This is a genomic window from Nocardia sp. NPDC051030, assembly GCF_040683015.1.
Taxonomy (GTDB): Bacteria; Actinomycetota; Actinomycetes; order Mycobacteriales; family Mycobacteriaceae; genus Nocardia.
Window position 1 is genome coordinate 153,986 of sequence record NZ_JBFBCD010000011.1, and the last position, 12,677, is coordinate 166,662.

Sequence of the window (12,677 nt, forward strand, 5' to 3'; positions counted from 1 at the left end):
TCGTTCACGAGACCCGAAACGCCCGCCGATACGCACCGGGCGTGGTGCCGACCTGAGTACGGAATCGACGACGCAGATTTACCGCCGTGGCTAGGCCCACGCGGGCCGCGATCGCCTCCACCGGAAGGTCCGTCTCCTCGAGCAGGGTGCGCGCCTCGGCCACCCGACGCGCCAAAAGCCAAGCGCCCGGACTCGTTCCGAGTTGGTCGGCGAAGCGCCGGGCAAGCGTGCGGGGCGAGACGCTGAGGTGCGCGGCCAACTCGCGCACCGACAACTGTGAGCCGAGTCGTGCGCCAGCCCACTCGAGAAGTCCGTCCAGCTCGTCTCCCAGCGGCGGGTTCGGCACGTACTGGGTCTGACCGCCTTCTCGATGCGGCATCACCATGTGCCGCGCGAGCAGCGCGGCATGCGCGACCCCATGGTCCTTCCTGACCAGGTGCAGGCACAGATCGATACCCGCGCCCGCGCCAGCACTCGTGGCCACATCACCGTGGTCCACATACAGCCGGTTCGGCTCCACTCGCACCCGGGGGAACTCCCGAGCGAGCCGCGCAGCGCGCGCCCAGTGCGTGGTAGCCGACCGGCCGTCCAACAGCCCAGTACTGGCCAGCGCGAACACCCCGGAACAGATCGTGACCAGCCGAGCACCCCGAGCGTGTGCCCCCAGCAATGCGTGCCGCACACCTTCCGACAGTGGTGTATCCACCGGAGTCCAGCCCGGGATGAGCACAGTGTCCGCATCCTCTAGCGCCGAAAGGTCCCGCGGCACGGACATCGAGTACCCGGCCGATGTTGCCACCGCCCCGGGCGTCTCCGTACACACCTCGAACTCGTAGTGCTGCGGCACCTCCGCCCGCAGCGTACCGAATACCTCAACCGCGCAGCCAAGTTCGAATGTCGACTGCACCGGTCGCACCAACGCCACCACACGATGCATGGCAGAAAAGTACCCCATGGCGTCTTTCCTGACACTGTCCACCCCGCCCCGTCCCCGGCACCGTGGAGGCATGAAACCCGAGATCCTCACCCAGGACGGTTACATGTCCGCCTCCGTAACCGAATCCCCTGTCCGCGAACTCTTTCCGGGAATCCGACTACGCCCACTATGGAAAGGCCAATCCGGCGCACACGCCAACGTGCTGGAGATGGATCCGGGAACATCCTGGCCCCACCGCGACATCCACGAGCCCGGCCCGGAGGAGGTCTACGTCGTCGCGGGCACATTCAACGACGGCGCGCGTGACTACCCCGCGGGCACATTCCTGCACGCCCCGGCCGGTTCATGGCACATCCCCGCAACCACAACCGGCTGCACCCTGTTCCTCTTCTACCCCGAAAGCTAGTGTCGCCGATGGCGCGAATCCGGCACGATGACCTTGTCGAAAGGATCATCAATGTCGCAGAATCCCCTCGCTTCGACCGAACCTTGGGACAATATTGCCGCTGGATATGACGATGCGTCCGTCGAGATCATGTTGCCGTTCGCGATGCGTGCCTTGGAAATCGCCGCGCTCGCAAGGGATGCGCGCATCGTGGATGTTGCGGCGGGGCCGGGCACGTTGACGTTGCCTGCCGCTGAAGTGACGGCTGAGGTGTGTGCGATCGATTTCTCGCCGCTCATGATCGATCGGCTGCGCGCGAACGCACAGGCGGCTGGGCGCACCAATATCGACGCCGAAGTCGGCGATGGGCAGGCCCTGCCGTATCGGGATGACGCGTTCGATGCGGGGTTCTCGATGTTCGGGCTGATGTTCTTTCCTGACCGCGCACGGGGTTTCGCCGAGCTGTTCCGGGTTCTGCGCCCTGGCGGCCTCGCGGTCGTGTCGAGCTGGGCTTCGGTCGCGGACTCCGCACTCATGACGCTGATGGCCGGGGCCTACCAAGCGGGCATCCCTGGCTACACCGCGCCCTCGCCCAACCTCGTGAACCTGGCGAATCCCGAGGTCTTCGAAAGCGAATTGCTGGCAGCGGGTTTCGACGAGGTCAGCGTGCAGCCGCACACCGTCGCCTATACCCATGAGAACGGCGAACAGCTGTGGGACCGCATGGCTCGGGGGAGTGCCCCGGTGCATGTGATGCGCAGCCGGTTCGACGAGGCCACGTGGAAAGCCCAGGAGCAGACCATGATCGAGTATCTGATTGCTCACTACGTCCCGGGAACACCGCTCTCCACTACGGCATACCTCGGCACGGGGCGTAAACCCCGTTAGCCGAGTGCGATGGCGCGGCCGGCCCGGAGAAACCGGCCGCGTCACCTGATCATCCGGTCAAGTCGGCACCTCGTGGCGGTGCGGGAGCCGCTTCCAACGCCGCCGCTTCGGCATCGGTGAACAACCGAGACCGGATGATGAATCGGACTCCCTCTGGTGCTTCGAGGGAGAAGCCGCCGCCTCTGCCGGGGACGACGTCGACGGTGAGGTGGGTGTGCCGCCAGTATTCGTATTGGTCGGCGCTCATCCAGAACGAGGTGTCCGGGAAGACGCGGCCGAGCAGGACATCGGCCGCGCCCACCCGAAACTCGCCCAGGGGGTAGCACATTGGCGAGCTGCCGTCGCAGCAGCCGCCGGACTGGTGGAACATGACCGGGCCGTGATGGGCTATCAGGCCCTCTAGTACGGCTGTGGCGGCCTCCGTGATTCCGACTCGGTTGACTACACCTGATTTCATGTCACTCCTCGCAGGTTGCTCGAGTTCGATTCACCTGGAAGCGAACTCAGAAGAAACCGAGCTTCTTGGGGGAGTAGCTGACCAATAGGTTCTTCGTCTGCTGGTAGTGGTCGAGCATCATCTTGTGGTTCTCGCGGCCGATGCCGGACTTCTTGTAACCACCGAACGCGGCGTGCGCGGGGTAGGCGTGGAAGCAGTTGGTCCATACCCGCCCGGCCTTGATGGCGCGTCCCATGCGGAAGGCGGTGCTGCCGTCGCGTGTCCAGACGCCCGCGCCCAAGCCGTAGAGCGTGTCATTGGCGATGGTGATCGCTTCGGCCTCACTGTCGAAGCGGGTCACCGCGACCACCGGGCCGAAGATCTCCTCTTGGAAGATCCGCATGTCATTGCGGCCCTCGAAGATGGTCGGCTCGATGTAGTACCCATTGGGGAAGCCCTCCACCTTGCGCATCTCGCCGCCGGCGAGCACCTTCGCGCCCTCTTTGCGGCCGATGTCGATGTAGGACAGGATCTTTTCGTACTGGTCGTTACTGGCCTGCGCGCCGATCATGGTCGAATCGTCGAGCGGATTGCCGCCCTTGATGGCCTTGGTGCGCTCGATGCAGCGGGCCAGGAACTCGTCGTAGATGGATGAGTGGACCAGCGCGCGGGACGGGCAGGTACACACCTCACCCTGATTCAGCGCGAACATGACGAAGCCTTCGACGGCTTTGTCGAGGAAGTCGTCGTCGGCGGCCATGATGTCGGGCAGGAAGATATTGGGGCTCTTGCCACCCAGTTCGAGAGTGACCGGAATGATGTTCTCGCTGGCGTACTGCATGATCAAACGACCCGTGGTGGTCTCGCCGGTGAAGGCGACCTTGGCCACGCGCGGGCTGGAGGCGAGCGGTTTACCCGCCTCGACACCGAATCCATTGACCACGTTGACGACTCCGGGCGGCAGCAGGTCGGCGATGAGCTCGATGACCAGCAGCAGCGAGGCGGGCGTCTGCTCGGCCGGTTTGATGACCACGCAGTTGCCCGCGGCCAGCGCGGGGGCCAGTTTCCAGGTCGCCATCAGGATCGGGAAGTTCCACGGAATGATCTGCCCGACCACACCGAGCGGCTCATGGAAGTGGTAAGCGACTGTGTCGGCATCGATTTCGGCGAGCGAACCCTCCTGCGCCCGCACCGCGCCCGCGAAATAGCGGAAGTGATCCACGGCGAGCGGCAGGTCGGCGGCTATGGTCTCGCGAACCGGTTTGCCGTTCTCCCAGGTCTCGGCGACCGCCAGCTTTTCCAGATTCTGCTCGATCCGATCGGCGATCTTATTGAGGATATTGGCACGTTCGGTCACCGACGTGGCACCCCAGGCGTCCGCGGCCCGGTGCGCGGCCTCGAGGGCCATATCGATGTCGGCGGCGCCGGAACGTGCGACCTCGCAGAAGGTTTCGCCGTCGATGGGGGAGGGGTTGTCGAAATACCGGCCCTCTATCGGGGCTTTCCAGTCGCCGCCGATGAAGTTGTCATAGCGGCGGTTGTAGCTGATGATGCTGCCGTCTGTGCCCGGCTTGGCGTAGATCATGGCGCGGCTCCTGATCCCAGATCTGCGGTGACGGGGGTCACTATGAACCGGAAAGGTTGGCGTGAGGTTGGCGCGCGGTTGGCGAAAAGTAGGTGAGTCAGTTTGTGCGCGTGGCGATTTCGATCATGCGTGCAGGGCGGTGTGCAGGCGGGCGGTGGCCAGGGCGCGGCGGCTGTCACCGTAAGGCAGCAGCCGGGCCGCGTGTTCGTGGATTTCGATATCGTCCGGGCAGCGCTGTCCGAAGCGCAGCGCGTGTTCCGGATTGTGATCGTTGAGCACCGCGGTGCGCAGGCAGACGTCGAGGTGCTCGCGCCACTGCACCACACCGGGCACATCCGAATCCGGCAGCAGCGGACCGCGATAGAGCCGGACCGCGGTGGTGAGATCCCCGGATTCGAGGGCGGTCAGGAGTTCGGCGGCATCGCAGGCGAGGGGTTCGATGAGCATGTAGCGGCGATCGGCGATCTGGCCGTCGGTGGCGCGGCGCAGGCGGGAGACATCGGCCTTGAGGGTGCTCGAGGACACCGACCGGTCGCCATAGACGGCCTCGTGCAAGCGTTCCGGGGTGAAGCCCTCGGGCTCGAGCGCCAGCAAGGTCAGGATCTCCAGCTGCCGCGGCCGCATGGGCACCTGCTTGCCGTCCTTATACAGCCGCGGCACGCCCAGACATTCCAAGCGGGTGCGATTGCCCGGGCGGTATTGCTCGGTATGCAAACGCGATTCGATCGCGGTGACCAGCGCCCGGACGGTGGTCAGGATCATCGGATGCGACCGATCCCAATAGGTCGACAGATCCAGCACGCCGAGCTGCCGCCCGTCCGTCCCCCGAATGGGCGCGCAGTAGCAGACCCAGCTGTGCAATGCCTCGACGAGATGCTCTGCCGCCCAGACCGAACTGGGCCGCCCGCTGTTCAACGACAACGCCACACCGCTGGTCCCCATATAAGGCTCGTCCCAGCACCCACCCGGGGCGAGGTTCACCTGCTCGGCCCGTCGCCGAACCGACCGGTCGCCACAACTGAACAGCACCATCCCCGCATCATCGGTGACCACGGCGATCATCCCCGCGTCCTCGGTAATGGACCGCAACTCACCCGCCAGCTCCGTCACCGGGCTGCGCAGCGGCGATTCGGCCCAGCGCGAGCCGAATTCATCCCGATCGGTGGACGGTGCCACGGCCCGCATGGGATCCACCGTGCGCAACGACCGCTCCCACGATTCGACCACCTCGGCGCGCAGAACCGCGACCTCCCTACTCGGCGGTGCCGCCCGCCCCGCCACCACACCCAACCCGGTAGCCCAGCGCGCCCACTGCCTTTCCAGCTCCGCACGCTGCTGCGAAATGGCGGGCACCTGTGTCATCGCGCAAACTCCTCGCAGTGCGATGGGAAATGCGATACCTCATGATGGCGCGCGGTTCGGCCGCGCGTACCCCATTCCGCGCAGTCCATGCGTTAATTCATTCGAGCTGCCTTCGCAGTGTTCGCCAAGGTGCGGATCCCGGCCGGAATGCGCTCGGATTCGACTGGTAGACAGGACATATGGTGCTCCCCTTCCGTTTCGGTGTGAACATGATGGCCCCTACCTCCCGGGCCTCCTGGATCGAGAAGTGCCGGCATGCCGAGAACCTCGGCTATGACGTCATCGGCGTCCCGGACCATCTCGGCCTGCCCGCGCCGTTCCCCGCCCTGATGCTGGCCGCCGATGTGACCACTCGGCCGCGTTTGAACACGTTCGTGCTGAATACGCCGTTCTACAACCCCGTCCTGCTCGCACGTGACGTGGCCGGACTCGACCAGCTCACCGACGGCCGCATCGAGCTCGGGCTCGGGGCGGGCTACGTGCAGGCCGAATTCGAAGCCGCCGGAATCCCATTCCCGTCCGCCCGCGAGCGCATCGATCACCTCGAGCAGACGGTCATCACCCTGCGCCGCCTCTTCACCGACCCCGAATACAAGCCGCAACCCGCTCAGCCTTCGGGCCCGCCGCTGCTCCTCGCCGGATGGGGCGACCGCATGCTGCGGCTGGCCGCCGAGCGCGCGGACGTCATCGCCTTCACCGGCGGCGGCACGGCCGACAGCGGCAAGATCACCCTCGCCGACGTCGCGACCACCGCCAAGAAGACCGACCATGTGCGATCCCTGCTCGGAACCCGCGCGGAGAAGGTCGAATTCAACCTCCTGGTTCAGGGCCTGGCCGGGCCGAACGAGCGGGATGCCCTCCTGCAGTGGATCTCGGCCAACCTGCCGTTCGACTTCGCCGACGCGGCCGAGGACATTCCCACCATGCTGGTCGGCACCCCGAACGATATGGCCGAAACCCTCCGCGCTCGCCGAGAGCAGTTCGGCTTCAACTACATCACCGTCCTGGAACACAATATGGAGAAGTTCGCCCCGCTCATCGAAGTCCTGCACGGGGAGTAACCGCAGCGCTCGGCACGGCCACCGGTAGCCTTGGCGCGGGGGCTGTTACAAGGTGGGGGAGTGTTGCTCGTTTACTTGGTGCTTGCCGGTGTCGTACCGGTCGTGTGTTGGGCGCTGGCGGCGGAGACCATGCGCGGGCGGGTCATCGGAGTTCTGGTTCTGCTGGCGCTGCTCGCGGGGCAGTGGGTGCTGGCATCGGAGTTGCTGGGGCACGGCTTCCAGTTCACCGGGGTGGCCGTCATGGAAGCGCTCATCATCGTGGTGCTGATGGGTGCGCCGGCGGTGGAAGCGGTTGCGGCCGTGGACCATCCCGAACCGGTGGGGGCTGCCAAGGCGCGCAGGATGATCGGGCGCATTCTCACCTTCGGGTACTGCGTACTGAGCGGGATGCTGCTTGTCGTGATGGCCGCGGTGTTCGCGACGATGGGCGGGAAAGCGTGGGTTCCCGACGCGGACGCGATCGGACCGCTGCCGGATGGCTTGTCGGTGAGCTCGACCGTGGACCAGGGCTGCACGGAACGATCGTCGAACAGCGGCTGTGACCGGGAATTCGTCATCGCGGGCTCGGGAGGAACGCCCGAGGAGATCGCCGAGCGAGTCCGGACGCACCTGCACGATGCCTACGGTTGGTCGTTCACCCCGAGCATCCCGGCACCGGGTGACTCCGGCTCCTGGACCGGTGGCTGTCGCGGGGAGGGCTGGCCGCTCGATCGGTACCGCAGCTGCGCGGATGTATCCATCCGTGACGGCAGAGTCATTGTGTCGCTGGGCAACCTCACCGACTCGTGAGCGCATCCGACACGCCGGTCGCGCGGTAACCGCGCGTTTGGGAACGCCACGTCGAGGCATTACGTCACATATGACCAACTCGACAAGGAGGTTTCAGATGTCGGGTGTAGTGACGATTGTGATCGTCGTATTGCTGGTGATAGCGGCGCTGCTCGTGGTCGGGCTGGCCCTGCTGCCCAGATTCCGGAGTCGGCGACTGCGCGATAGATTCGGGCCGGAGTACGACCGGACCGTGCAGGAGTCGCAGAACCGGCGGGTCGCGGAACGTGAACTCGCCGAACGGGAGAAGCGCCATCAGCAGCTGGAGCTGCGGACGCTGCCCGAGGATGAGAAGCGCCGCTACGAATTGCAGTGGGCGCGCGTACAAGAACAGTTCGTCGACGATCCCGCGGGCGCATTGACCGCCGCCGACCAGCTGCTCACCCAGGTGATGAAGGATCGCGGCTATCCGAGCGAGAGCTACGACCAGCAGCTTGCCGACCTGTCGGTGGAGCACGCCGAACCGCTGGGCCAGTTCCGCACCGCGCACGATATCGCCGGGCGAGCCGAGCGCGATGAGGCGTCCACCGAGGACATGCGCGCCGCCATCGTGCATTACCGAAAGCTGTTCATCGATGTCCTCGACGGCAACCCCGCTCACCATGCGGCACAGAACAAGTGAGGCACAACCATGAAGAATGAAACCGAACAGACCGACGACGACCGTACCCAGAAGATGCGGCGGTCCACGGAAGCGGTATCGACAGCCGACGATTTCCCGCAGACCCCCGAGAGGTCCGCGCGGGGCGAAAACGTTCCGGTGCACACCGATTCAGCATTCGATGCAAAGAGCGCGGCACGCAACCCCGGCGATTCCGCATCGACTTCAGTCGGCACAGCACCGGACAATCCGGCACCGACTGCAAGCAAGCCGACACCAGCCCCAGGCGATTCGGCACAGAGTGCAGACAAGCCGATATCAACCACCGGGAATGGCGGCGACCAACTGCTGGCCGAGCCCGAGGTGCAGCGGCTGCGCGGACAGTGGCGGGAGGTCCAGACCTTGTTCGTGGACGATCCACGCGATGCGGTGACTCGGGCGAACGAACTCGTCGACGGCGCGATTCATCAGCTCGCCGATACCTGTGCGCAGCGCCGCCAGGAGCTCGAAACCCAGTGGTCGCGCAGCGAAGACGCGGACACCGAGGCCCTGCGCCAGGCACTGCGCGGGTATCGCCACCTGTTCGATCAGTTGGTCGGCGGTGCGGCGTCGGTGGCCACGAACAGGTAGCTCTTCTCCTCCACACGCTGGTGGATGCGCCACTGGTGGTTCACGCGGACGAAGGTGTCGTGGTACCAGAGGCCGCAGAGCATCAAGCGCTGGTGGCCGTCCGCGCCCGCCACCAGCATGGGGTTGTGGCACATGGTGCGCGCGGTGGCGTGGTCGCCTTCCACGCGAATGGAGGAGTTGCTGACCAGGTGTTGGAAGGCGGAGAAGTTCGGCATGACGGTGGCCAGGAATTTCTTGGTGGAGTCCAGGTCACCGGCCGGGCCGCCCATGGCGGTGTAGTCGATATGCGCGTCGGCGGTGAAGATTTCGTCCAGCAGGTCCCACTGGTGGGTGTCCACCGCATGGGAGTAGCGGACCATCAGGTCCTCTATTTCCAGACGGTCCGAAATCTCCTGCAGGGACAGCATGCGCGCCTCCGGGTCGTGCCGATGGTGTTCAGTGACGGTGCGCAAGCGTACGGCGGCGCGGGCGTTGATCTTGGCGTTTCCGAAATATACGGGGGTGCAATAGATCTCGTTCAGACCGGTTCGTTAGTGGGAACGACGGGAAGTCAGGCGGCGTAATCCTTGGCAGCAATGGTGCGCGCGACCTTCTGCGGTGCGCCACCGATGAGCCCGCGCCACGGCAGGTACGGCAGCAACCGGACATTCAGGTCGCGAATCCGGATCATGGCCTTGCTGTTCGGGGCGTACCAGCCGCCCACGCCCTCGGCGAACTTCTGGCAGGCGTCGACCATGGGCCGCATGTCCTGCTCGTAGCGCGCGAACGCGACGGTGTGATCGCCTGCCGCCGCCGCCAATTCACCCGCGAGCACGTACGCCCCGACCAGTGAGAGGTCCGCACCCTGTCCGGACAGCGGCGACGCGCAGTATCCGGCGTCCCCGACCAAGCTGACGCGCCCCTCGGACCAGCTGTCCATATGAATCTGGGCCATCGCATCGAAGTAGAAGTCCTGGGCCTTGGGCAGTTCGGCCAGCAGTCGCGGCACCTCCCAGCCCTGACCGGCGAAGGTATCGGTGACAATGCGCCGCTGCGCATCGGTATCGCGGTAGTCGTAGTCCAACTGGTCCGACGCCCACGCGAAAATCGCCTTGGCCTCGGTATTGTGGCGCGCACTGTAGGTTCCGGCGATCGTTCCGGGAGTGTTGTAGTCCTCCTCCCAGTGATCCAGGTTCAGCAGGTTGGGCACCGTGTAGATGCAGATGTAGTAGCCCATATGCTTCACGAAATCCGCCTCCGGCCCGAAAACCAGCTTGCGGGTGTGGGAATGGACGCCGTCCGCGCCGATCACCAGGTCGAAGGTGCGGGCGGGGGAGTTCTCGAAGGTGACGTGCACACCGTTCTCGTCCTGGTCCAGCGTGGCGATGGAGTCGCCGAAGAGGTATTCGACATCATCACGAGTCGCCTCGTAGAGCACCCGGGCCAGATCGCCGCGCTGGATCTCGGTGTCCCCATTGGCTCCCACGCCATTGAAGACCTCGCTGCTGATGCTGGCGCGCCGCTTGCCGTTCGCGTCCACATACGACGTGCCGCGCTTACCGGTGCTCACCTCATGAACCGCCTCGAGCAGCCCCATCCGGCGCACCACCTCGGTGGCGGTACCGAGCACGTCGATGGCCTGTCCACCCTCGCGCAGTGACGGCGACTTCTCGACGATCGTCGGATTGAAGCCGTAGCGCTTGAGCCAGAAGGCGAGCGCCGGGCCCGCAATACTCGCACCGGAGATCAGGATGTTCGGGTTCTTCATCTGAGGCATGCCCAGAACCGTACAACGGATTTGGGCAAATGCGCAAGACATATGTCTTAGGCAATTGCGCTATAGTGCTGACCATGGGAAACCGCGAGGATCTACTGGCAGGCGCACGTCAATGCCTCGTCGACAAGGGCTATGCCCGCACCACCGTCCGCGACATAGCCACCGCCTCCGGCGTGAGCATGGCCGCCATCGGCTACCACTTCGGCTCGAAGGAGGCCCTGCTCACCGCCGCCCTGTCCGACGCCACCCGGGAATGGGGAGACGAACTGGCCCAACTCCTTACGAACCCGCCCGCGCGCACAGATCCCTTCCAGCACTTCGCCGCCACCTGGGACACCGTCCGAGCTTCCATCGGCACCCACCGAGGCCTCTGGTCCGCCACCTTCGACGCCCTCTCCCACCCCGAGACCCGCGCCCGCCTGGCCGCCGAGATGCCCGAATCCCGCACCGGGCTGGCCCATCTCCTCGCACCCACCGAACCCCCCACCCCCGCCGCCGCCCGCGCCACCGGAGCCCTCTACCAAGCCCTACTGGTGGGCATCGCCGCCCAGTACCTCATCGATCCCGAAACCGCCCCCACCGGAACCGAACTCGCCGAGGCATTGCGGCGGATGGTCGGACTCCCGCAACCAGCCGAATAAGGCGGGCGATCCAGGTTCCCGGGCGTCGCGGCGTTCGGCGCATAGGGTGGGCCGGTGCCAGCCATCGCGTTCGAGGGGGTCTGCGTCGGTCCCGGGGAGACGGCGTTGCTCGTCGATATCGACGCCACGTTCCCGGCCGGTCGATGCACGGCGGTGGTCGGGCCGAGCGGGGCGGGGAAGACCTCATTGCTGCGGCTGTTCAATCGCTTCGCCGAGCCCGGCCGAGGGCGGATTCTGCTGGACGGCACGCCGATTGCGGAGATGGATGTGCTGGCACTCCGGCGACGGGTGGGGTTGGTGCCGCAGCGGCCGGTACTGCTCACGAATACGGTGAGCGACGAGGTTCAGGTCGGGCGGGAGCTGGGGACCGATCGGATTCGGGAGTTACTGATCCGGGCCGGGCTGCCCGGAGAGTTCCTGGAACGCCGCTGCGCGGGGCTGTCCGGGGGTGAGGCACAACGGGTTTGCCTGGCGCGTGCGCTGGCCGTCGAGCCCGAGGTGTTATTGCTGGATGAGCCGACGTCCGCCTTGGACGGCGTGGCGGCGGGCGCGATCGGGGCACTCATTCGTTCGCATGTCGGGACCGGGGGCAGCGTCGTGCTGGTCAGTCATGATCCGGGGTTCGTGGCCGAGGTGGCCGACGACGTGTGGACGGTGACGGGGAACCGGCTGGTCCGGCAATCCCCGCAGTCCGGGGTGAACAGGCGGGAAGCGCTATGACACAAGAGCTTTCGGTGCCGAATTGGACCGGGGTGGGTGCTTCGCTGATCTTGGTGGCATTGGCGGCGGTCATTGCCTATCGGCAGCATCTGCACCTCACGCGCGAGCTGCTGATCGCCGCGGCACGGGCCGGGGTGCAATTGATCGCGGTGGGCGCGATTCTGTTGATCTTGTTCCGCCACACCGGGTTACCGGGAGCGCTCGGCTGGGTGGTGCTGATGGTCATTATCGCGGGGTTCGTGGCCGGGCGGCGCGGGGCGGGGCTGCCGCATGCGCAGCTGTCGGCGACGATCGGGGTGGCGTTCGGGTCGTCCATCACGCTGGGTGCGCTGATTCTGCTGGGGGTTATCTCGACGCATGCGCGGGTGGTGGTTCCGGTGGGCGGGATGATCGTTTCTTCGGCAATGCAATCGACCGGCATCGCCCTGCGCAGGTTGGTCGAGGATGCCCGGACGGCGCGGGATTCGATCGAAGCCCGGCTGGCGCTGGGGTTGTCCTCGCATCAGTCCTTTCTTCCGTTCCGGCGTTCCGCACTGCGCACGGCGCTCATCCCCGCCATCGACTCGACCAAGGTGGTCGGTCTGATCAGCCTCCCTGGCGCCATGACCGGTCTGATTCTGGCCGGGGTGGACCCGCTGACAGCGATCCGCTACCAGATAGTCGTTATGTACATGCTGCTGGCCGCGACCACCCTCGCCGCCCTGGCCAGCGCACGCGCGGCCGAGCGCACCCTGTTCGATTCGGCCCAGCGCCTCATCCCCCTCCCAGAGTGACTACCAGCCGTTTCCCAGCGAACGGAATGAGGAACCTGCCCGAAATGTCGTAATGGTTACGATGTGGTGGGTAA

General features: G+C 65.7%; 15 protein-coding genes. 9 read left to right on the forward strand and 6 right to left on the reverse strand.

Annotated elements, in window-relative coordinates:
* Window positions 1-4 precede the first annotated feature (4 nt).
* Window positions 5-955, reverse strand: coding sequence for a helix-turn-helix domain-containing protein (locus tag AB0N05_RS33070; protein WP_364701255.1), 951 nt, complete (start codon window positions 953-955; stop codon window positions 5-7).
* Between the two features lie 85 nt (window positions 956-1,040).
* On the opposite strand from AB0N05_RS33070, the gene AB0N05_RS33075 reads away from it, so the two are divergent.
* The gene (locus tag AB0N05_RS33075; RefSeq protein ID WP_364701677.1) at window positions 1,041-1,343 is read left to right on the forward strand and encodes a cupin domain-containing protein; all 303 of its coding nucleotides are present in this window, start codon (window positions 1,041-1,043) and stop codon (window positions 1,341-1,343) included.
* A 51-nt stretch (window positions 1,344-1,394) separates the two neighbouring features.
* Window positions 1,395-2,210, forward strand: a complete 816-nt coding sequence (locus AB0N05_RS33080) for a methyltransferase domain-containing protein (RefSeq protein ID WP_364701257.1) — start codon at window positions 1,395-1,397, stop codon at window positions 2,208-2,210.
* Window positions 2,211-2,259: 49 nt separating this feature from the next.
* On the opposite strand, the gene AB0N05_RS33085 is transcribed toward AB0N05_RS33080, so the two are convergent.
* From AB0N05_RS33085 to AB0N05_RS33095, 3 genes are all read right to left on the reverse strand, one after another.
* Window positions 2,260-2,667, reverse strand: a complete 408-nt coding sequence (locus AB0N05_RS33085) for a DUF779 domain-containing protein (protein WP_364701259.1) — start codon at window positions 2,665-2,667, stop codon at window positions 2,260-2,262.
* A gap of 46 nt (window positions 2,668-2,713) precedes the next feature.
* Window positions 2,714-4,231 (reverse strand): aldehyde dehydrogenase family protein, encoded by a 1,518-nt coding sequence (locus AB0N05_RS33090; RefSeq protein ID WP_364701261.1) that lies wholly within the window; start codon window positions 4,229-4,231, stop codon window positions 2,714-2,716.
* A gap of 123 nt (window positions 4,232-4,354) precedes the next feature.
* Complete coding sequence (locus tag AB0N05_RS33095) at window positions 4,355-5,593, reverse strand: transcriptional regulator (protein WP_364701263.1); 1,239 nt, start codon at window positions 5,591-5,593, stop codon at window positions 4,355-4,357.
* Between the two features lie 179 nt (window positions 5,594-5,772).
* On the opposite strand from AB0N05_RS33095, the gene AB0N05_RS33100 reads away from it, so the two are divergent.
* From AB0N05_RS33100 to AB0N05_RS33115, 4 genes are all read left to right on the forward strand, one after another.
* Entirely contained in the window at window positions 5,773-6,654 is an 882-nt protein-coding gene (locus tag AB0N05_RS33100) for a TIGR03621 family F420-dependent LLM class oxidoreductase (protein WP_364701265.1), read from the forward strand.
* A 60-nt stretch (window positions 6,655-6,714) separates the two neighbouring features.
* Window positions 6,715-7,443, forward strand: coding sequence for a hypothetical protein (locus tag AB0N05_RS33105; protein ID WP_364701267.1), 729 nt, complete (start codon window positions 6,715-6,717; stop codon window positions 7,441-7,443).
* Window positions 7,444-7,540: 97 nt separating this feature from the next.
* Window positions 7,541-8,104, forward strand: a complete 564-nt coding sequence (locus AB0N05_RS33110; RefSeq protein WP_364701269.1) for a hypothetical protein — start codon at window positions 7,541-7,543, stop codon at window positions 8,102-8,104.
* Between the two features lie 9 nt (window positions 8,105-8,113).
* Entirely contained in the window at window positions 8,114-8,713 is a 600-nt protein-coding gene (locus tag AB0N05_RS33115) for a hypothetical protein (protein ID WP_364701271.1), read from the forward strand.
* On the opposite strand, the gene AB0N05_RS33120 is transcribed toward AB0N05_RS33115, so the two are convergent.
* Together AB0N05_RS33120 and AB0N05_RS33125 are read right to left on the reverse strand one after the other, a co-directional pair.
* Window positions 8,671-9,120, reverse strand: a complete 450-nt coding sequence (locus AB0N05_RS33120; protein WP_364701273.1) for a nuclear transport factor 2 family protein — start codon at window positions 9,118-9,120, stop codon at window positions 8,671-8,673. The two genes, AB0N05_RS33115 and AB0N05_RS33120, sit on opposite strands and share 43 nt — an antisense overlap.
* A 143-nt stretch (window positions 9,121-9,263) precedes the next feature.
* Window positions 9,264-10,469, reverse strand: coding sequence for an FAD-dependent monooxygenase (locus AB0N05_RS33125; RefSeq protein WP_364701275.1), 1,206 nt, complete (start codon window positions 10,467-10,469; stop codon window positions 9,264-9,266).
* A 74-nt stretch (window positions 10,470-10,543) separates the two neighbouring features.
* Between AB0N05_RS33125 and AB0N05_RS33130 the strand changes: the two genes are divergently transcribed.
* From AB0N05_RS33130 to fetB, 3 genes are read left to right on the forward strand one after another with little or no spacing between them, the layout of a single operon-like run.
* Window positions 10,544-11,110: a TetR/AcrR family transcriptional regulator gene (locus tag AB0N05_RS33130; protein WP_364701277.1), complete on the forward strand. Its 567-nt coding sequence runs from the start codon at window positions 10,544-10,546 to the stop codon at window positions 11,108-11,110.
* A 54-nt stretch (window positions 11,111-11,164) separates the two neighbouring features.
* The gene (locus AB0N05_RS33135; RefSeq protein ID WP_364701279.1) at window positions 11,165-11,830 is read left to right on the forward strand and encodes an ATP-binding cassette domain-containing protein; all 666 of its coding nucleotides are present in this window, start codon (window positions 11,165-11,167) and stop codon (window positions 11,828-11,830) included.
* Entirely contained in the window at window positions 11,827-12,603 is a 777-nt protein-coding gene (gene fetB, locus AB0N05_RS33140) for an iron export ABC transporter permease subunit FetB (protein ID WP_364701281.1), read from the forward strand. Before AB0N05_RS33135 ends, fetB begins: the two co-directional genes overlap by 4 nt.
* Window positions 12,604-12,677 lie beyond the last annotated feature (74 nt).